At 41.8% G+C, this 21,430-nt stretch carries 17 protein-coding genes; 2 read left to right on the top strand and 15 right to left on the bottom strand.

Features of this window, described 5'->3' with window-relative positions; genetic code table 11:
* Positions 1–63: 63 nt before the first annotated feature.
* The 14 genes from betA to NYF15_RS12070 form a co-directional block, all read right to left on the bottom strand.
* Positions 64–1,734 (bottom strand): choline dehydrogenase, encoded by a 1,671-nt coding sequence (betA, locus tag NYF15_RS12135; protein WP_371353712.1) that lies wholly within the window; start codon positions 1,732–1,734, stop codon positions 64–66.
* The gene (betB, locus tag NYF15_RS12130; RefSeq protein ID WP_371353711.1) at positions 1,734–3,197 is read right to left on the bottom strand and encodes a betaine-aldehyde dehydrogenase; all 1,464 of its coding nucleotides are present in this window, start codon (positions 3,195–3,197) and stop codon (positions 1,734–1,736) included. The genes betA and betB overlap by 1 nt, the downstream gene beginning before the upstream one ends.
* A gap of 1 nt (position 3,198) precedes the next feature.
* Positions 3,199–3,789, bottom strand: a complete 591-nt coding sequence (betI, locus tag NYF15_RS12125) for a transcriptional regulator BetI (protein ID WP_054554307.1) — start codon at positions 3,787–3,789, stop codon at positions 3,199–3,201.
* 401 nt (positions 3,790–4,190) lie between these two features.
* On the bottom strand, positions 4,191–6,821 hold the full coding sequence (locus NYF15_RS12120) for an RND family transporter (protein ID WP_371353710.1): 2,631 nt from the start codon (positions 6,819–6,821) through the stop codon (positions 4,191–4,193).
* 12 nt (positions 6,822–6,833) lie between these two features.
* Positions 6,834–7,658, bottom strand: a complete 825-nt coding sequence (locus NYF15_RS12115; RefSeq protein ID WP_062569627.1) for an outer membrane lipoprotein-sorting protein — start codon at positions 7,656–7,658, stop codon at positions 6,834–6,836.
* Between the two features lie 9 nt (positions 7,659–7,667).
* Positions 7,668–8,867: a DUF1302 family protein gene (locus NYF15_RS12110; RefSeq protein WP_371353709.1), complete on the bottom strand. Its 1,200-nt coding sequence runs from the start codon at positions 8,865–8,867 to the stop codon at positions 7,668–7,670.
* Positions 8,855–9,622: an SDR family NAD(P)-dependent oxidoreductase gene (locus NYF15_RS12105; protein ID WP_371353708.1), complete on the bottom strand. Its 768-nt coding sequence runs from the start codon at positions 9,620–9,622 to the stop codon at positions 8,855–8,857. Before NYF15_RS12105 ends, NYF15_RS12110 begins: the two co-directional genes overlap by 13 nt.
* A 3-nt stretch (positions 9,623–9,625) precedes the next feature.
* Complete coding sequence (locus NYF15_RS12100; RefSeq protein ID WP_371353707.1) at positions 9,626–10,387, bottom strand: 3-oxoacyl-ACP reductase family protein; 762 nt, start codon at positions 10,385–10,387, stop codon at positions 9,626–9,628.
* A complete protein-coding gene (locus NYF15_RS12095) occupies positions 10,387–13,239 on the bottom strand; it encodes an aminotransferase class III-fold pyridoxal phosphate-dependent enzyme (protein ID WP_371353706.1) in 2,853 nt (950 codons plus the stop codon). The genes NYF15_RS12100 and NYF15_RS12095 overlap by 1 nt, the downstream gene beginning before the upstream one ends.
* Complete coding sequence (locus tag NYF15_RS12090; RefSeq protein ID WP_371353705.1) at positions 13,226–14,212, bottom strand: hypothetical protein; 987 nt, start codon at positions 14,210–14,212, stop codon at positions 13,226–13,228. The genes NYF15_RS12095 and NYF15_RS12090 overlap by 14 nt, the downstream gene beginning before the upstream one ends.
* Complete coding sequence (locus NYF15_RS12085; RefSeq protein ID WP_371353704.1) at positions 14,205–15,479, bottom strand: beta-ketoacyl synthase; 1,275 nt, start codon at positions 15,477–15,479, stop codon at positions 14,205–14,207. The genes NYF15_RS12090 and NYF15_RS12085 overlap by 8 nt, the downstream gene beginning before the upstream one ends.
* A complete protein-coding gene (locus NYF15_RS12080; protein ID WP_130150390.1) occupies positions 15,472–16,539 on the bottom strand; it encodes a beta-ketoacyl synthase N-terminal-like domain-containing protein in 1,068 nt (355 codons plus the stop codon). The genes NYF15_RS12085 and NYF15_RS12080 overlap by 8 nt, the downstream gene beginning before the upstream one ends.
* Positions 16,533–17,783 carry a beta-ketoacyl synthase gene (locus tag NYF15_RS12075; protein ID WP_371353703.1) on the bottom strand — a complete coding sequence of 417 codons (1,251 nt, stop codon included), beginning with the start codon at positions 17,781–17,783 and terminating at the stop codon, positions 16,533–16,535. Before NYF15_RS12075 ends, NYF15_RS12080 begins: the two co-directional genes overlap by 7 nt.
* Positions 17,784–17,800: 17 nt before the next feature.
* Positions 17,801–18,274: a phosphopantetheine-binding protein gene (locus NYF15_RS12070; protein ID WP_371353702.1), complete on the bottom strand. Its 474-nt coding sequence runs from the start codon at positions 18,272–18,274 to the stop codon at positions 17,801–17,803.
* Positions 18,275–18,535: 261 nt separating this feature from the next.
* Here NYF15_RS12070 and NYF15_RS12065 point away from each other — a divergent pair, with 261 nt between their 5' ends.
* Complete coding sequence (locus NYF15_RS12065) at positions 18,536–19,093, top strand: TetR/AcrR family transcriptional regulator (protein ID WP_237118074.1); 558 nt, start codon at positions 18,536–18,538, stop codon at positions 19,091–19,093.
* A 93-nt stretch (positions 19,094–19,186) separates the two neighbouring features.
* Here the strand turns inward: NYF15_RS12065 and NYF15_RS12060 are convergent, their stop codons facing one another.
* Positions 19,187–20,374 (bottom strand): MFS transporter, encoded by a 1,188-nt coding sequence (locus tag NYF15_RS12060; protein ID WP_371353701.1) that lies wholly within the window; start codon positions 20,372–20,374, stop codon positions 19,187–19,189.
* Positions 20,375–20,484: 110 nt separating this feature from the next.
* Between NYF15_RS12060 and NYF15_RS12055 the strand changes: the two genes are divergently transcribed.
* Positions 20,485–21,372 (top strand): LysR family transcriptional regulator, encoded by an 888-nt coding sequence (locus tag NYF15_RS12055; RefSeq protein WP_371353700.1) that lies wholly within the window; start codon positions 20,485–20,487, stop codon positions 21,370–21,372.
* Positions 21,373–21,430: the final 58 nt, after the last annotated feature.

The raw sequence follows: 21,430 nt of genomic DNA, 5'->3' as shown, positions 1-21,430 counted from the left end.
ATCACAAACAACTCGTGATGCGCGCCACTGCAAGCCCCACAGCCGATACTGCGGGTGGCCTTATTAGATCTCCGAACTACGCTGCGTTGATTGCCATTGTTTTTCCATAGCAACATCTACAGTTGATGCCGATAACACAGGCTTACCTAAAATGTGGTCAGCCGCTTTTTCTGCCACCATAATGGTTGGCGCATTTAAATTACCGTTTGGAACGGTTGGGAAGATAGATGAATCCACCACCCGTAACCCCTCAATACCGTGTACTTGAGTTTGCGAGTTAACCACGGCCATCTCGTCTTCACCCATCTTGCACGAACAGGACGGATGGTAAGCACTCTCAACCGCTTGACGAACAAAGGCATCGATTTGTGCATCGCTTTGAACATCTTTACCTGGTTGAATTTCACCATCGCGATACTCATCAAACGCACTTTGTTCAATAATCTCACGAGTTAAGCGAACGCAAGCTCTAAAGCCTTCAATATCATCTTGATGCTGTAAGTAGTTAAATTGGATCTTAGGCGAAACCTGTGGATCCGCCGACTTAATTGTCACGGCACCACGGCTTTTCGGTTTGTTATGCCCAACATGCACTTGGAAACCATGGCCATCAAAGGCACTTTTACCGTCATAACGAATTGCTGCTGGTAAAAAGTGATACTGAATATCAGGCCATTCAACACCCGGTTTTGAGCGAATAAATGCACATGATTCAAAGTGATTCGTTGCCCCTAAACCTGAGCGGTTTAATAACCAACGCGCACCTATAAGCCCTTTTGAAACAAGACCTAATTTGCCGTTTAAAGTAATTGGTTGCTTACACTTATATTGGAAGTAAAACTCCAAGTGATCTTGTAAGTTTTGGCCAACACCTGGTAAGTGATGTTTAACCTCAACACCCGCTTCACTCAGGATGTCTTTATCACCAATACCTGATAATTGCAGAATATGCGGTGAGCCAATTGGGCCCGCACTTAAAATAACGTCTTTTGCTGCAAATGCTTGCTGCTTAGAGCCAGATACTGAAAACTCAACACCAACGGCTTTTTTGCCTTCTAACAATACTTTTTCAGCTAAAGCACCAGTGACTAGCGTTAAGTTTTTACGTGACTTAACTGGGTCTAAATACTCACGGCTGGCAGAGCTTCTTACGCCATCTTTAACTGTCATATGCATTGGCCCAAAGCCTTCTTGCTGGGCAGCATTGTAGTCATCAGTCTGCGCATAACCTGCTTGCTGGCCCGCTTTGATAAAGGCTTTATAAAGCGGGTTAGCCATTTCATTACCGTTATTAACCCCTAATGGGCCATTTTCGCCACGGTAACTGTTACCACCTAAGTAGAATGATTCAGCACGTTTAAAGTACGGTAAGCATGCTTGGTAATCCCAACCATTAGCACCATGTTGCTGCCACTCATCAAAATCTTTGGCATGACCACGAACATACACCATGCCGTTAATCGATGACGAGCCACCTAACACCTTACCTCGTGGGCAGTGCATCTGGCGGTTATCTAAATACGGCTCTGGCTCAGTATGAAATTGCCATGCATATTTGTCGGTATTCATTGGGATTGATAGCGCGGTAGGCATCTTTATAAAAATGCTTTTATCGCTACCGCCCGTTTCAAGTAGTAACACCTTATTAGAAGGGTCTGCTGATAGTCGGTTTGCCAACACGCAGCCTGCTGAGCCAGCACCGACTATGATGTAATCATAGTTCTGTGTACTCATTAAAATGGACTCTCTATATTGCTCATACCCACATAAATCGATTTAGTTTGGGTATAGTGATCCAAGGTTTCGATACCATTTTCACGGCCGATACCTGATTGCTTATAACCACCTACAGGCATTTCTGCAGGTGAATTACCATAGCTGTTTATCCAACAAATACCGGCTTGTAATTGGTGGATCACGCGGTGTGCGCGCTGAATATCTTTCGTGAACACGCCTGCGGCTAAGCCTAGGTGGGTATCGTTTGCACGCTGAATAACGTCATCTTCATCATCAAACACCAACACGCTCATTACTGGGCCAAAGATCTCTTCTTTCACTATGGTCATGTCGTCTTTACAGTCGACAAAAACAGTCGGTTCAACAAAGTAGCCATTAGGTGCTGATGCAGGTGACAGAGCCTTACCGCCGGTTAGCAAGGTTGCGCCTTCTTGAATACCTCTATCGATATAGCTAAGTACAAGCTCTTGGTGCTTTTTAGAGATAAGCGCCCCTAAATTCACCTCAGGATCCATTGGATCGCCAGCAATAATATTTTGCTCAGTGCGTGTTTTCAGCTCATCAATAAACTGCTGATAAACATTTTTGTGCACATAAATGCGCGTACAGTTAGTGCAGATTTCGCCTTGCGTATAAAAATTACCTAGCATTGCCGCACTAACAGCTTGTGATACATCAGCATCATCAAAAACTAATAACGGTGACTTACCGCCAAGCTCCATGGTCACATCTTTCAGTGAACCAGCAGCGCTTGCCATTACTTTTTTCCCTGTGCCCACTTCACCAGTGAACGACACTTTTTCAATATTTGGGTTTGCTGTTAACCATTGCCCTACTTCAGCAGCACCTTGCACAACGTTGAATACGCCAGCAGGTACACCCGCTTCGATGAAAATCTCTGCAAGTTTAATTGCACCAAGTGGTGTTTCTTCAGAAGGTTTGAAAATAACCGCATTACCCGCAGCCAGTGCAGGACCTGATTTCCAACACGCAATTTGCAGTGGGTAGTTCCATGCACCAATACCGGCACAAATACCTAAAGGCTCTTTACGTGTGTAGTAAAAGTCATTGCCAACCATTTGTTGCTGACCCACTTGAGCAGGAGCAAGACCAGCAAAATATTCGATAACATCAGCACCTGTTTCAACATCGACACACTCAGCTTCTTGCCAAGGCTTACCCGTATCAAGTACTTCTACTTTTGCCAGTTCATCGTTACGTTCGCGTAAGATTGCCACGGCTTTTAATAAAATACGGCTACGCTCAATTGGCGTCATTGCAGACCATACTGCAAACCCTTGTTTTGCGCTTTCGATTGCCGCGTTTTGAATAAACTCATCAGCGATTTCAACGTGATAAATCACTTCATCCGTTGCAGGATTCTTAACTGCAAAGGTATCGCCAGTTTGATTCTTTAAAAAATGGCCATTAATAAAATTTTCGTAAACAGGTGTGGTCATTTTAGGCTCCATACTGTTTTATCAGTGAGCGAATGTAGTCTTTAGCTAATTGCTCACAATGTTCGAATTGATCTTGGTCTGACTTACTTAGGACGGCTCTTAGCCATAAACCATCGATCATGGCTGCACTTAACTCAGCAGCTAAGTTGGCATCACTATCGCTCATTAACTGTTTGAATGAGCTTAATAAGTTACTAAATAAACGTTTACTATTTACGTTTTGTAAGCGATGCAACTGGGCGTCGTGCATTGAATGCGCCCAAAAGCTCAACCAAGTTTTGGTGTTGTTGCTTTGCTGCTGAATGCGCGAAAAGTTTGCTTCAACGATAAACATTAATCGTTGCTCTGGGCTGGTCTGCGGCGTTACTTGATTCATCAGAGCTTGCTTTAAACTCGTCAATAAATAACGCACAGTGGCTTCAATTAAGCCCTGCTTACCACCAAAATAATGACTGATAATGCCAGACGACAAGCCTGCCTTTTTACTAATGCTATTTATGGTGGTGCCTTGCAAACCAAGCTCTGCAACCGACTCTATTGTGGCGTCAATTAACTGCTGACGACGAACAGGTTCCATTCCAACTTTCGGCATAATTTTTTATTGATTGAACGTTCAATTAAAATAAAGGTTAAGGTAATCATCTTGGCAATTCAAGGTTGACAAATTGTAAACAACAACAAAACGGCATCACTCACTTCAGCTAAGCGATTGTTATTAGGCTTATTATTTGGGATATAAAAAAGTTCTAAATTTTTTCAAAATTAAGATTAAAAAGCATGAATTATGGCTAAATCATGTTAATAACGAGATTTTTATTCTTTTTCGCAGACACTATGAGATAGCACTTTGTATGTTGCTAAATTAGGCTAATTTGGTAAGTGTAGTTGCTGTGCCAGAGGTATGCACAATGCACTCAAAAAGTACTCCATCGATGCGCTTTCGCTATTATTAAACGAAAGCGCAACGACAAAGTACATGGGTAGATTAAAAACTTATGTTCTGGCCTCATTCATTACGGCCATGGTCCTGCTCGATTGTGATGCGTTTAACTGGTCTTTAAAGAACCACGGCGCAAACAAAGTAATAACAAACAGCGTGACTAAGCCACTAATGAGCAGCGATAAACCAACTAAGGCTCCTAGGTCGATAAGGGCTTGATGCTGTGAAAATAATAACGCGATAAAGCCAATACTAAACACTAAGACATTTGCAATAATTGCGCGACCACTTACTCTCATTGCATTTACCAGCGCATGATTGATTGTAAAACCATTCTTAATTTCATGCTGAATTCTTAATATATAATGCACTGAATAATCAACAATCCCCAGTACTAAGAATGAAATAATGGCAGTACCAATATTTAGCTCAATATTTAACAGCGTCATAAGCGCAAAGTAGATCATCACCGTTGATAATAACGGTAGTGTTCCAGCTAAACCAAGACGTATCGATCTAAACCAAGCCATCATCACAAGTAAAACAGTTAATAGTGCAATCGATGCACTGACCGTTTGACTCTTAACCAAGGCATCTAACACCGCGGTCCAAATAATAGGGGAACCCGCGTGGGTAATGGTGACACCCTCTGGTTTATTTGCTTCGATCCACGGTAAGGTATGATCTAAAAATGCTTGATAATCATTGGCCACCGTGGTCCCTAGCGTATAGAGTAATACTGTTTTAGAGAAATCTTCACTCAATACATTCGTTACATCTGAACCGCCACTATTTTCAAACATAAGAATAGACTGCCTAATAATGTCGCTCCCTGAAATGGTGATCTCATAGGGCTCTTGTGTGTCTTCATCAATCTCAATAAAGCGTTCAACATCTTCTGGTAGACGGTTATATTCAGGGTTAAAATCATTAAGCGTGTAGTTTATTCGTCTCACATAACGTGCCAGAGAATAACTATAGTTCACTGTTTCATGCTGATGGATATGCTGCTCTAAACGGTCAATGAAGTGACTGATTTCAACTGTTAAGGCGCCATTATCTTTGCCGGTATCTACTTCGATCCAACCTGGGCTCGTGCCTGCTATATGATTATTTATAAAATCATCTGAGATACGAAAATCACTTTGCTTTGGAAAATAACCAGAACCCATATCGTCAACTCGAACCTTTGACGCTAAAAAGCCAGACCCAATAAATAAGCCAATGAAAATGACTGTAAACATTTTTCTATTTGCCATGACAGGCGTCAGTGCAGCGACTAATAATCGACTTATAAAGTACTTTTTACTAACGTCACTACTACTTTGCGCGTGCTGCTGTTTAAAAATGTCTTTTTTCGGAAAAAGAGCCAGTAATGCAGGGATTAATAAGAGTGAAATAATTAAGGCTACAAACATACCGAATGAAATGAATAACCCAAAGTTTCTGAGGCTCTCGATACTTGATGAGGTTGACACTATAAACGTTAAACACGTTGTAATTGTCGTTAAAACAACGGGAGAAGCCATGAGTATCATTGCACTGCGAATTGCAACTAAGCGTGATTTAACAATCTTTTTCTGATGATAATACTCAGCCATGACATGAATGGCATCAGATAAACAAATCGTGATTAGAAAAACAGGTAAAATAGCCGTAATTACATCCAATGGAGCGTTTACCACAGCCATCATACCCATGGTCCATATGGTACACATCACAACATTAATTAACGGGATAATAACCCCTAAAATAGTTCTGAAAAATACAGCTAAAATAACGGTTATCAACAGTAGAACAATGGGTAGCAAGGTCGCAAAATCATGGTCTATTACCTGCTTTTGAGCTGCAAAAAAGACTGGCACACCACTAATATAAATATCGTCTTTTAACTCTGGGTGAGCAATTTGATAATCTGCAACCAGTTGCTTGAATGCCTCATAGGCGCGCACTTGCCCTGTTGCATCGTCTTCTAAAATACTTAACTCAACAACAATAAGCGCGACTTTGCCATCTGGAGAGATTGGGCCATATTCAATTAACTCATTATCTATGACTGCATTTTTTACAAACTCGATATCTTGATTTCTCTTATTCACCGTTTCTTGTGCGAACATAGTGCCGTATTCGTCTAAAAATACATTTTCAGTCGACGACAATCCTGCCATTTCTCTTACAGGGTCTACTCGCTCGGCAAACACACTTAAGTTACGTTGCTGTTTAGCTGTTAACTGCCACTCAACTGCGCGATTAAGCAACTCACGCGCAATCAAGCCATCACTTGGGGTCATACCATCTGCAAGAATTTCATCAATACTTGCCACTAACTCGCTATTTTCAGGATGATCAGCTTTAAGATCTTGAAGCATTTGAGCATCTGTTTCATCAACATAGTTCATTCGCTCTGCGGCACGAGATAAGTCAAAAATAGCGTTAATTGATGCCTGATTAAACACCGTATCTTCGTTATGCAAAGCGATCATGACAGAGTCATATGTTCCGGTAAACTCATCGCGCAAATCAAAAATAGTACTGCGTGCAGGGTGATCTTTAGGTAAAAAGTAAGGGTTGTTATCCTCACTGAGATTAGCCGAAGCGATAAAAAAATAAACGGTAATAAGCGACAATATCGCCAGTATCGATTTTGGATATTTAAAAACAAAATCTAGGTATTTCTCTAACATTTCAGTGTCCTATTATAACTCAGAGATTTTAGTTAACTCTGCGACATCGCTGTCTTTTATGCCTCTTTTAAGCTTTGATTTTCTAAAAATTGCATCATCAACACCTTGGTTATAAAGGGTTTCATGAAATAGAAAAGTGCTCTTTTTATTCTCTACAAAGTTGCTCATCGTAGATGCCGTGATGGTCCATATGTCTTGTACTTTCTCAACCTTATCGATATCTAACTGCTTAAAAAGAATACCTTTTGCGTCATAGTACTGCTGTTTAAGAATTAACTTTCTTTGTTTATCAACCCACGTAACCAGTTTGTAATAACCTGACTTATTAATCACATCCTGAGACTTCGGCTCTCGCTCGATGACATAGGTTTCAACACCATCTAGCATGTCAGTTTTTATAACTTTTGAGTCAAAATCTGTTACACGTAGCTTATCGAGGTCGTAATAAGAATATTCACTGCCCATAAATGCACCGCGTTTGTCAGTGGCAGAAATACGCCTTACTTTTCTAAATGCAGGCAAGTACATCCACTGCTCGTCTTCTTGAGCAGTCCCTTCTTCGAAGCTACGCATCAAAAAGCTAATATCTCTCACATCCGCAGGAGCTTTTATCGCGAGCACCATTACTTCGTCTTTTTCGATATCCTTTTGCAACATGTAAAACTGACGCTGATTAAGCACGCTATCTTCACTTAGAGTGCGAAGCGTCACTGTTGATAAATAGTCTTTGCCATCATTACGATCACGCACTTGTTGTAAGATTTTATCTGCATCTTCAGCATACGTTGCTGCACTAAATACAATACTCATTGAGGCTAAAAAGCATGTTAGTTTCATTTTCTCTCCTTAAAAATAATAAGTTGCAGCTAACCAAATACGATCACGCTGCTGCTGGGCACCTAAGTAGTTTTCTTGATCACCTTCAATAAGATCGAGATTTAGCTTTAAAACCCACTGTTGATTAGGTTTATAAGTTAACTTAAGTTGAGATAGGACTCCTCCACCCTGATTGTCGAGGTAACTGACTGCTGCGCGAATATAGAGCTGATTGGCAAAGAAACCTCTCTCTGCGGAAGCAGTGTAAATGGGTGCAGATTTTGGAATAAGATAAGAGGGCTGCCATCCATTGAGGATGCGGTCAGTAAACTGTACCGTAGTCGTCCAGTCTTTATAGCGGTAATCAAGCCCTATTAAGGCTTCTAGCTTGTTAACGTTTTTAAAAGATAAGTCACTGTCATTCACTGTGTAATTATCAAAATAAGCAAACTCAGTCCGCAGCACAAATGCATCTATGGGTTTGCTTAAACTCGTACCAAGCATAGAGAACTTTTCATATGAATAAAGTGTGCGCTCGCTTGGCGACAAAGTGACGACAGGATCATCTTGATACCCGTGAAAAGCATAAAGGCTAACATCTGTGGCTAACGCGAATGTACTGTAACGTAAGCCTAATTCATATTTACCCCACTGTGTCTGCTCACTATTGGGGTAATAATTATTACCGAACTCGGCTCTGGATGCAGGGTACTCATTACTCAGCTGTTGAAGCGTGGTGATAACGTTTAGCGTGTCACCATTTTCATACTCATAATCAAGCTTGAACATTGGTACAGCTAAACGATAATCATCTATATCGAAAAAGATAAAGTCTTTATAATCTAACGGGTTAATAACATCGACAACTCGTAAGTCATCCGCTTCACCCCATACAACTTTCTGATAACCAAACGACCAAAAGCGATTACTTATTTCACCGGAAATATACGCTTCTTCGATAATTGCTCGCGATTCATATTGGTCTTGAGCTTCAATACTGAAGCGATCATTGTTGTTATACACAAAGTCATGCTCGACTCTTCCGTCAAAAGTGAAATCTATATTTTCTGTGCTAAATTCCAGCTTTGTTGCTAACTCGACTCTTTGCTCAGTCGCATAATGTTCTGAGACGTTATAGCCAAAGCTGGTGGTTAAATTAGGTTGAATATATAAGTTTGCATAACTACTCGCGCTAGCACTGCCCATTACGATTAATGCTAACCACCGCATGAACTGCCTCCATCAATAATCAGAGATTGCGCAGTGATCATGCGCGCCTGCTGCGAACATAAAAAGTAAGCACTGTCGGCAATATCGCTACTTTGCACATAGGCACGCATCGGTATACGTTTTTTTGCTTTTCGCATTACCTGGTCTAAGGTCGAGCCAACCATATCAGCCTGCTTTTGCAGCTCACTTCTTAAAAGCGGTGTATCAACATAGCAAGGTAAAATAGCGTTGACACGAATACCATGCCTTGCCCAGTCCATTGCCAAACCTTTCATCATCCCTAACTGCGCATGCTTTGAACTGCAGTAAGCTGTGTTTCGAAGGTTGCCCATTTTTCCTAGGATTGAAGAGATGAATAAAACTGCGCTTCCCTTTGCTAGCTTATTTTCACATTGAGCAATAATTGACTGGCAACTAGTGACATTGACATCCATTACACGGGCAAAAATATCCCGTTCAGAGATTTCGTTCTCATCGGCAATACCATGGCTCAATACAATGGCTTCTAACTGACTCAGTGGTTGCAGCGCATCAGTTAGCTGCGAGTAATAGTCTTGGCTTGTTAAATCGGCAATAATTGCAATAAAAATAATGTCTTTATCACGGTATTTATGTCGCATTTCATGTAACTTCACTTCATCTTTATCAAGTGCAATAACATAGCGACATCCCTGCTCTATAAACTTATCTACACACGCTGCGCCAATACCGTTAGCAGCTCCTGTTACAAGTACTGAATTAATTACGTTTTCCATTTCTTACCTTAACAACATCCCGCCATTAACATTAAATACTTCCCCTGAAATAAACTCAGCCTGTTGGCTTGCCAAATAGGCAACCAACGCACTGATATCTCGGGGCTTCCCAAGTCGCTTACTTAACAGTTTCGACTTTGCTTGCTGCTCATTTCCTTTTAGTAAATCAGACACCATATCTGTTTCAATGATGCCAGGAGCAATACAGTTGACCCGTATATTTTTTCGGGCAACTTCCACCGCTAGGGCTCGTGTAAAGCCCTCAATACCCGCTTTACTTGCAGCGTAATTCGTTTGCCCTGGGTTGGGTTTAGTTGCTGAAATCGATGACATGTTAATAATGCAACCTTGCTTTTGTGGCAGCATTATCTTGAGCGCCGCTTGCGCACATAAAATAGGCGCAATAAGGTTCACGTGAATAACCTGTTCAAGCTCTTCTTGGCTCATCATTGCAAGGAGATTATCTTTCGTAATACCGGCATTATTCACAAGTAAATCCAAACCAAACTGTGCTGTGCTTAAGCTATCAAAAAAGCTGTTTATGCTTTTAGCATCAAACAAATTTAACGGTTGGCAAAAGACCTTAGCGCCCAAAGCAACAAGCTCTTCATGTAAATTACTCGCGTGAATTTCATTCCGAAAGCCAAATGCAATGTCATACCCTTGCGCTGCTAGATGTAGGGCTATGTCACGACCAATACCACGAGTTGCTCCTGTGACACAGGCTACAGGGCGCGCTTTAAAATTATCTAAGTGCTGAGTCATTACATTGACCCCTCATTTTTACTTCCGGCTAGGGTAAATCCGTGACGTGAAGCCATCGCTAAAATTTCATCGACTTGCGATTTGCATAAATCGCCATAAGAGTAATGTTGCTGGACACCTTCCAAACCTAGAATCACAGACTCAGCCATACATGCATATATTTGCCCTTGGCTAAGATAAGCACGTGCTCTGCCATCAAGAGACTCTCCATTTGGCGTACCAACAATTCCACCGCGAATACAGGTTATATCTGGGCGTAGCGCCAAATCATTCTCACTTAAGTTATGTGGAATAGAGACATCACAGATAAGGGCATTTTTGGGGAGCTTTTGCACATCTAAAATAGCTTCAGATGCATTAGTGGCACACATAATAAGTGAGCAGTCATAGGCCTCACTGATGTCATCGGCAATAACAACAAGCCCTTCTTTACTTTGACTAAATAATTCAAATAACGCAGCGGGTAAATCTACAGGTGCCGCAGCTTCATCAGCCAACCATTGTTGGCATTTTGGGTGTTCAGCAACCACTTTAACGATTCCTGTAAGCAAAGCTTGTGATTTCACCATCTGCCAAATATCGCTGTAGATTTTATATGCCGCTTTTAGTAGGCGCTTTTTCGACCCCATTCGAGCGCTTCCAATCAACACTAACTGCTGGCAGTGCTCAGTCATAATTGTGGCGTAAACTGAGCCAATATTTCCTGCTGAGCCTATCACCGCGACTTTATCAATCTGCATATCGTGGCTTTCAATATGCTCCAGTACTGCGAGTTTCGTCATCCCCACCGTCAGTGCATTACCCGACGTTAAGGCTATATCTGTTGCGCGGATAGACTTACAATTATTGGTCACAACAGACGTAAACATGCCAAAACCTGCCACACTACAGCCATCTTGTTGTGCTGTTTGCGCGCGCTCACTCACTGCACGTCGAATAGCATCAAGCTCATTATTTTCTAACATGACACTAATTTGCTCTGACGTGACTGATAAGGGATACAGGATAAAATCCACCGTTTTACCCGTTACCGAAGTCATTCTCATAGGCGGGAACGGCACGACTCGCCAGTCAAAACCTAAACGCTCAATAAGTAGCTTTGCCTCAACATCAGGCACTCCTTCCATTGCAGGGTCGACTTGCCAAATCCAATCGGCAGAGATTAGGTGGTTTACAAAAGCCACTTTAACGTCAGCGGGTGTGTGGGTTTGAGCTAAATTGGCATAATATGCTCGGTAATCAGCAAGCTCTGTACGCGAAGAACGCACCTCTGCCGAGGTCGTTAGATGCTTTAAGAAGTGATAGCTATCTTGGTTTTTTAATACCTCACATACATCATGTAGGCCAGCAATAAGCTGACTCAGTTCTTGTTCTGTTATATGAATTGTTGGTTCTAGTCGTAAAACATTTGGCGCACTAGAAGATGGCGCTACACGGATATTATAATTATTAAATAAATACCCAGTAATCATGTAGCCCATGAAACCCTGATACACGATTGATTTTAACCAAATTGAATCAAGCGGCATGTCGGCATTAAACTCAATACCGATGAGTAAGCCCCTACCGCGTATGTCTTTAATAATATCAGGATAAATATTTTGTAGTTCACCAAGGCGCGCTTTAATTGCTTCACCTTGCTGCTTAATGGCTGCCAATAAATTTAAGTTTGGATCATAAAGCTCGTCTAAAAATGCAAGCGCGATGTTGGCACTGTGGTCATCTTCGCCAAATGTTGAACTTTGAATGATATCAAAACCCGCTTGATACTTACTTTTGCATATCGCAACAAGGCCTATTTTAGCAACCCCGCCCGCAAGCGCTTTTGAAAGCACAATATAATCCGCTTTCAAATCAATCTGACTACCTGCAGTTAATGCCCCACAGCGACCTGAACCTGACTGAATTTCATCACTTATAATAGGACAACCAAGTGTTTGGCTAAGTTTTTTTAAACACTGACTATGTTCTGATGTTAAGCAATGAATCCCCCCTTCACCTTGTACGGGTTCGACAAGCAGTGCAGTAGCCAGTCGCAATGGTTCAATGCTAACTTTTACTATGTGACCTTTGATTTTAGGCAGTAATAAAGTGGCATTATGCTTGTCGTTAAGCATAGCTGCTGCATAATCAAGTTCATTTAACGGTAAAAACTCTGCTTGCACACCAAGGTGTGCAAATGGTGCCCGATACATCTCCCCATGAGTAAGTTGTATCGACGTCATCAATTTACCGTGAAATGCATTTTTAAGAACAATAAAATAAGGCTGAATATTTAACTGTTGCTCATTAAATTCACCCACAGCAGTGACAAAATCACTCAGTGTTGCGTCTTCGCTCAAATTTAACAGCTCTCGCTGCGCCACACTGAGTTCTAACTTACCTTCTGTTGGCAACCGTTTTATTTGTGACAGAGCAAATTGCATTTCTTCTATTAATTGCTGCGTTTCACTACGGCGTGCCATTTCAGCATGCTTAATGGCAACCTCTATCGATTCAGCCCCAGTACTTGTAAAAGAGAAATAAAAATCTTCCTGTTGATTATTTTCTTCTTTTAAAAGTGCATTTAATCGTTCAGCGAGTTTGCTCGCGGCATCGCGAACAGAAAACTGGTTGTGGAATGCAACTTGGTGCTGAAAGTTTTTCATCGCAGCATCTATCATACGAGGATGATTATGGCCAATTAACGCAGCACCATAACCACCTAGAAAATCAATAATAGCTTGCTCATTTCCTTGCTCATCTAAATAGAATAAGGTGCCTTTTTCTGCACGATGAAAAACTCTATCCAACCCCATCGCATAAATGCCATGGTTTAATGATGGCTTACAATATTGACTATAACGATTCATTTTCAATCCTAACAAATGAGTAAAAACCAGCTTGGTCGCAATTCACACACACGCCTGTAGAGTGATTTTGTTTGCGAAGTGTTGATAAATTGCAGGCTACTGAGGTAACAATCCCTGGGCATATGTCCGAGCCGCTGTAACTATTAAGGTGATGGTTTGCGACATTAGAAGAGGCTAATGCATCAGCTAAAAGACGATTTTTACCTTTAGCCGACTCAATGTAATAACTTAAAAAATGGCTTGGTTTAACGTATTCAGCTATGAGCGTATTTAATTGCTCAGTATTTAAATGATAACCACTTGCTAAAATGCTTAGCCTTGCTATGGCTTTGTGACCCGTTTTTGAAAGCCACTCTTCGCTTGCCAAAATTAACGTAGTGGCGCCATTTGTGACCTCTTCTGCCACTTCAAACTCAGTGTCTTGTAGCCACTTTGCCAATGGGTCATTGCTATTTCCTGCAATTGCAACAATAGCGAGCTGACATTCACCAGCTTCAATGGCGACTATCGCTTCTTGTAATGCGCCAAATGCACCAAGTTGATCTCGAATAAACGCACATGCATCTCCATTTAATTGCCAGTTCAACCCCGAAATACCCAACAAGTTATTGTTCAGGGCATTGGTAATTAAAAATGGATTAACTCGCTCACTAGACCATAATGCTTTAAAGGTCTGTGCGGCTGAATCCGCGCTCTCGGGTAATGCCGCACTAAACTCTGAATAAAATGGGCTGCCGTAACCCGTTTGAGACGTGTATATACCAACCTCTGTAGCACGCTCAGCCAAACTGATATGTGCCAAAGCCTCTGAAGTGGCTGTTAATGAATTAATTGCAGCAGGTGCCATATAACGCTTAAGCTTACGAGGCACGGCAATGTGTTCTGGTTGATTATCAAACAGTAAAGAAAATTCACTGTCAGCAAAACTACTCGCTACCCCAACCAGTGCAACAGAACTTAAATGACTATTCATAGTACCTCGCAATAGCTAACGACGCGTTTATTCCACCAAACCCGAATGAATTTGATAGCGCATGGTCAATGCTGGCCTCTCGCCCTTGCCCCATCACATAATCTAAATCGAGTCCCTCATCGGGTTGTGTTAGGTTAATGGTGGCTGGCATGAACTGATCACGAATGGCAAGGACTGTTGCAATTGCTTCTGGCGCACCAGCGGCCGCAATCCAGTGACCTATCATTGATTTTGTAGACGATACACTTAATGACGTTGCATGCTGACCGAAAACCGATTTAATTGCTTTTGTTTCAATAACATCATTTAAAGGAGTGGATGTACCATGAGCATTTATATACTGTACATTTTGAGCACCAATACCGGCACTTTGTAACGCCCCCTCCATTGCACTTATCGCCCCTAATCCTTCAGGGTGGGGAGCGGTGACTTTGTAAGCATCTAAAGAGCTACCGTAACCAGTAATTTCAGCATAAATATGGGCACCACGGGCCTTTGCATGCTGCTCACTCTCAAGTACCAACATGGCACCGCCTTCACCCGCAACTAGCCCTGCACGATCTTGATCGAACGGCCGACAAAGTTGATTCGCAAAACGCTGTGTTTCTGCTGTGGCACCTAATAGATGTAATGCAGATAGAGTACGAATGCTCAATACAGAATCAGCACCTCCGCATAACATGACCGATGCTTCACCTCGCTTGATTGCACGATATGCAAGACCTATAGCTTGAGTTGCCCCTGCACAGGCGCCACTCACATTGCAAATAAATCCTGACGTATTCAATTGTTCAGCCAAGGTGGTTGCCAATACATCATTGCTGCATCTAATACCTGAAAAACGCTTTATTACCTGCTCTCGCTCAGCCAATGCATAGTTCATGATATCTGCTTTTGGCTGCTCAGCGAGGGCCAGTAATGAGGCGTCATCAAGCTCAGGTACACCACTGCACACAGCAATCCCTGCTTGACTCAACTCATTTTCAAGACGTGCGTCGTTAATTGCTTCTTTAGCGGCAATAAGTGCATAAATTGCACGTCTTTCGATGTGTTTTGGTAACTCAAAATCAACCAATTCCTCTGCCACCAACGCTTGTGTATCTTGCTTAATTGTTGCACCGTGCTGAACAGGAAAGCCTTCAGCTCCAGGAGGATGCCAAGCATCAACAGCATTTTCACCTGCCTTTACGGCAGACCAAAATGAATCAACGCCAACACCAAATGGGCTAAGCACTCCCAGTCCAGTGACCACTACTCGATTAGTCATTGTTAGCCTCTATCAAAAACATTCCAAATTCAGCATGATCACCAAACGCAATCACGATAACGAAGCCCTGTTCGGCGTCATGCAAATAGCTCAATGCACTATTGCACGCTATTGCTGTAGCCGCAGCCATGGTGTTGCCAACGTAACTATCCAATACAACCGCCCTGCTTTTAAGCTCATCACCTAATGCATGTAGCGTAATATCTTGTTGCTCAAGGTTTGCTCCAACGAGGATAACTTTTACAACGTGCTGATTTTCTATTAAAGGTGAACCCGTTATGCGATTAACCTGTTCGGTGAGTGCATGTGCATTATTTTGTAGGCGAGCTCGATATGCTTGACGCATAACACCTATCGCAGCGTGCTGATTTAAACGGGGTTCATCGCTGGCAATAAAAAAACTTGCCGCTTCACTTAGCCAGTAATTGTCTTGATTAGCCCAGATTGACTCATAGGCAAGTAAGGACCAAGGCGTTATCTTTTGACTCCCGCCACCACATAAAGCATGTTTCAAACGCCCTTCAGCAATCGCAAAGTAGCCCTCACATAGGGCATTTAAGCCCGCGCTCAGTAATGGCGAAAAACTCATATTTTCACCAGTAATACCAGCCAATTGTGCAATATGGCTGGTAGCACTAGAGTTGAGTAACGCTAAACAAACAAGCGGCCGCCTCTCTTCTAACATTGCGGTAGCTAAGCACTCAGCTGTCGGTTCTTGAACGAGCTCAGGATTATCCTCTTCATCGCAGTCAACGGTTCCTAAACCGATAAATAATCCCGCTTTATTCTGTGGCTCATTAAAATAAGTTCGCCACGTTCTTACGCCACTTGCAATAAGCCAACGAGCTTGACGCTCACTGGTTTTACGTACCATGCGCTCAGCGCCAACATCCTTGAGATTTTCGTCTGCTAGCGTAGAAATAAAAATGGAGTGATTAATTAAATCAGCACTTTCAAAAGGCGTACTCATTAATCTGCCTTTATGAGTGAGTAGTGATTCTAATGATGTATTCTGCGCCAGCAGTGTCTCACCTTGAAATAAGTACACAGGCTTTAACATGCGCTATCCCTCGCTAAAACAATGCTTGTATTTACTCCTCCAAAACCAAACGAGTTACTAAGCAAATAATTGATTGCTTTAGGTGTCGCACTCTTCACAACACTCACCTTTGCATCATCATCGCCAAGGGATTCAAAGTTTAAGGTCGGCAGCATGACTTGGTTTTTTATACTCAATGCAGATAAAACCACTTCAATTGCACCACTCCCTGCCAATGAATGCCCTAACGCTGACTTTGTTGAAGTAACAGGCGTATGGCTGCCAAAGACCTGTTCAATAGCACGACTTTCAGCACTGTCATTACTCTTGGTTGAGGTACCGTGTGCACTAATATGGTCAATGTCCTCAGCACTGACACAGCTATTTTCAAGGGCTGCTTGCATGCACTGTGCATAAAACTTACCGCTGGGTTCAGTTGAGGTCATTTTATAAGATTCGGTACATCGATGAGCGCCGCAAACATATGCATAAATAGACGCACCTCTTTGCTTTGCCGACGCTTCACTCTCGAGTACAACAAAGGCTGCTCCATCAGCAAGCACGACTCCTGCACGATTGCTATCAAAAGGTCTTGATACTTCACTCGCACAATTAAATAATTGCGCTTGATTGAGCGCGCCTATGTTTTTAAAGAGCAACTGCATGACGGGTTGTGTTCCAAAATCGGCTGCACCACATAATGCGATATCTAAAGCACCACGTGAGACTTGCCTAAAACCAGAGATCAAACTTGATGCACCGGCCGCACAAGCATCGGCACAAGATGTCACTGGCCCACCAATTTCGAAGTGTTCAACCATATCCGCGACAATCGTTTGCGGATTGTAATAATCCACACTCTCTGGCGATTGATAGGGTAATTTTTCGCTTGCCGCTTTTTGTTGAGCAAGCTGATGTACTAGATCAACTGTTGGCAGTATTTTGTTAGTGCCAAAATAAAGGCCAGCTTGACGAAGTTGGTCTGGGTTTAAATCAGCATCTTTTACTGATTTAGTTAACGCATCAAATCCAGCAAATCCAGATGGCGCTACCCTAGTTTGATCAAGTGATGTGTACCGATTTTGTAGCTGACTAACCTCTTCATCGCTAATACGACTACTGGCGACGCCCTCGATCCCCATTCCTTTTAAAATATGGTCATCTGCAATAAGAGACTGACCAGACTCTAAAGTTGCAAACAACGTATGTGGGTCTTGGTGATTTTTAACAGTTACGCCAATCCCTGTAATAACAACCTTGTGCATGAGTTTTCCCTAACAAATTATGCTGGTACGTTTATCAGCTCAATATCTCTAGATACACAGAATTGTTCGACATACTCTTGCAGTAACACATCACCATTTTGGCTAGCATGTTCACACACATCTTTAGCTAAATAGAACCAGTGCAGAACGGTTGTCAAACTAAGTAAATCACTGACAGCCATGCCCACATCAATTTCACTTTGTGAATAATGACTTGGACTATTTATCAATAAATCAACGCCTGCAGAAGTAAGCTTGCCACCTTGTATAAAGGCCTTTTCATCTGCACAAAGCTCACTGGCAATAATTAATGTTGTTTTAGTTGGCATTTTAATTTTCAGCTTTTTTCCTAAAGAAAAAGAAATATCAACTAAATCTAAAGAATCCGCTCCCAGATCATCTACGATAGAGCTGTCTAAAGCGACTTCATCTTTATCAAGCTCTAATACCTCTGCAATAACATCAACAACAACATCTTTTGTAATTTCCACTGTAATTTTCCCTATGTAAGAAACAAAAATAAAAGCACGCACACACTAGGTCAACTGACCAATATTGTCAATAGAATGATAATTGAAACATTTTAAAGTTAACAAAAATTTAATATCTAGGGTTTTGACAGAGAATAATTTATTACTCCCTTAAAGCCTCTACGAGATAGGTTATGAACATAAATAGTTGCGGTATGACAAAAAAATAATATTCTTTGCTAGAATGGTCGGAATATAAAATTCAACAACTGTGTGGTGAAAATGGAATCAAATAAAGAGATTATCATTCAAACAGCAACTAAAATGCTCAGTGAAAATGGCAATCAAGGACTCACTCTCAGAAAAGTTGCTGAGAAAAGTGGTGTGACTCTCAGTAATGTACAATATCATTTTGGAGACAGAGACGGATTAATTGTTCAAGTAATTGATTCATATTTAGAAGTTTGTCTTGATCATATCCGTAGTTCGATGAGTGATATTGAACTAAAAAATAACCCTCAAGCCATTAAGAACTACATCAGTAACCTGCTTGCCCTTGACGATATCCAAGATTGGTGTGAAGTTTTTCGAGAAATTTGGGCTATTTCATGCCGTTCAGAAAAAGTACTCACCAGTTTAGAAAACTACTATAAAAAATGTGGTACGGAGCTTGAGTTACTGCTGATCTCGCTAGGCTTTAGCGAACAAAAAAGTAAGGTTGTCGTGTCATTACTTATTCCATTTATTGAAGGTTTTTCCATTACATCAAATGCACTACCGCTACCAAAAACAGAGGTTATTAACTTAATCATTAATTTGCTTGTTGATGAGATAAAATAATTGTTAAGTCATTTGCAACTTATTTTTACCCAGCTCACCACCAACCTTTGACTAAAAGTATGCAAAGGTTGGTACAGCTAACTTTCGATGTTGTTATTTTTCTAGCTTCAGCTCTAAAACAGCTTCACGCTTATCTAAATAACCGCTGTATCTTGTTGCAATTAACGCCGCTAAACTGATGATAGCGCCAATCCAAGCAGTGTCTTGCAATGAGTAGTTTTCAACCACAACGCCACCTAACACTGAGCCCAGCGCAATACCGATATTAAACGCTGCAATGTTTAACCCTGATGCCACATCGACGGCATTGGGTGTGAACCTTTCAGCAAGTTTAACCACATAAACTTGCAGCCCAGGCACATTACCAAATGCAAATGCACCCCAGACAAGTATGGTCAGTACCACGGCGACTTTAGATTGCATGGTAAAGGTCAGCACCAACAGCACAATACTCAAAGCACTAAAGATAATAGTCAGCGCACTAATGGGGCCTTTTTTATCAGCTAACTTACCGCCGTAGATGTTGCCAACAGCAACTGATACCCCGTAAACCAGCATGATTAAGCTAATAGTGGCTGATGCCAAACCAGTTTGCTGCTCTAAAATGGGCGCTAAATATGTGAAGGCCGTAAATGTGCCGCCATAACCAAGTATGGTCATCAAGTACACTAGTAAAAGCCTAGGTTGCACCATTACTTTTAGTTGCTCACCTAAAGTGGCCGGTTTACTTTGCTTTAAGTTACTCGGAATTAAGAACGCGCTGCCAACCAGTGCAATTAAGCCCAGTAAAGACACCACTAAAAAGGTTGCTCGCCAACCAAAGTGCTGACCAATCCAAGTCCCTAGTGGCACACCAGTTACTAATGCAACCGTTAACCCCGTAAACATAATCGCAATGGCACTGGCTTCTTTATCTTTACTGACAAGCCCTGTAGCGATCGTTGAACCAATTGAGAAAAACACCCCGTGGGCAAGGCCTGTTAAAATCCTTGCTGTGATCAAACTGCCATAACTAGGTGCTTGCCAAGCCAGTAAATTACCAATTACAAATAGGCTCATTAAGCTCAGTAATACATATTTTCGATTCCAGCGTCCGGTAAGCGCAGTTAATACTGGCGCCCCCACCGCAACACCTAATGCATACAAGCTTACAAGTAGCCCTGCACTCGGTAACGAAACCGCTAAATCATCAGCGATAGTTGGCACTAAGCCGACAATCACAAACTCAGTGGTGCCTATGGCAAACGCACTGAGAGTCAACGCAAGTAATGCAATTGGCATCACATATCCTCTATTTAATTTTGAAAGTGCGGCTATTGTGGCTAAAATTAAATTTGCAAAAAATAGCAGTAGTGACAAAATACTTTTGTCAAAAATGAAAAGGTATTGCCATGAGCGTGATCTCCAACACCCAAGATTTAGAAGCATTTATCAGCGTGGTTGATACCGGCGGATTCTCAAGTGCAGCTAATGCCTTAGATGAGCAAGTAGCAAAAATATCACGGGCGGTAACTCGGCTCGAAAAATCTTTAAACGTTACCTTATTCAATCGCACCACAAGGCGCATTGAGCTGACCGAAGAAGGCGAGTTATTTTTAAGCTTTGCTAGAGAAGCACTCAGTCAGCTTGCACAAGGCGAAGAAGCCCTAAAACTTCTTCACTGTGCGCCATCAGGAAAATTAAGAGTCGATGCCGCAAGCCCCTTTGTGTTTCATCAATTAGCGCCACATTTAAAGGCCTTTAACCAAGCGTATCCTGATATAAAACTCGAGATCACCAGCCACGACAGTATTATCGATTTGCTTGAACATAAAACCGATATTGCTATTCGTATTGGCGAACTCGCTGACTCAAACTTGCATGCGCGCACTTTGGGAGTTAGTAAACTACAGCTCGTTGCCAGCCCTGATTATTTAAAAACTTCACCACCTTTAAATGAGCTAACCGACTTAGCCTCGCACCAGCTTATTGGTTTTACCGATGCGCCGCATTTAAACCACTGGCCGTTAAGCACGCCTTTAGATCTTAAATTTTCAATCAGTGCATCAAGCGGTGAAACGGTACGCCAGCTTTGTATTCAAGGTCATGGCATTACCTTATTGTCGGAATTTATGATCAACGAAGATTTAAAAGCAGGCCGTTTAGTAAAAGTGCTCGAAGGCGAAGTATTGAGCCCTAATCGTCGCGAAAAAGTGCATGCGGTGTATTATCAAAATAGCGGTGTGTCATCACGAGTATTAGCGTTTTTAGACTTTATAGCACCCAGGTTAACGCTGTAGTTTTTTGCATTTTTAACAAAAGTGTTTTGTGATTACTGGCATTAATTTCATAAATAAT

This window comes from Pseudoalteromonas sp. 68 DY56-GL68, from assembly GCF_041414825.1.
Classification (GTDB): Bacteria; Pseudomonadota; Gammaproteobacteria; order Enterobacterales; family Alteromonadaceae; genus Pseudoalteromonas.
This window is presented reverse-complemented; position numbering and strand designations above follow the sequence as displayed.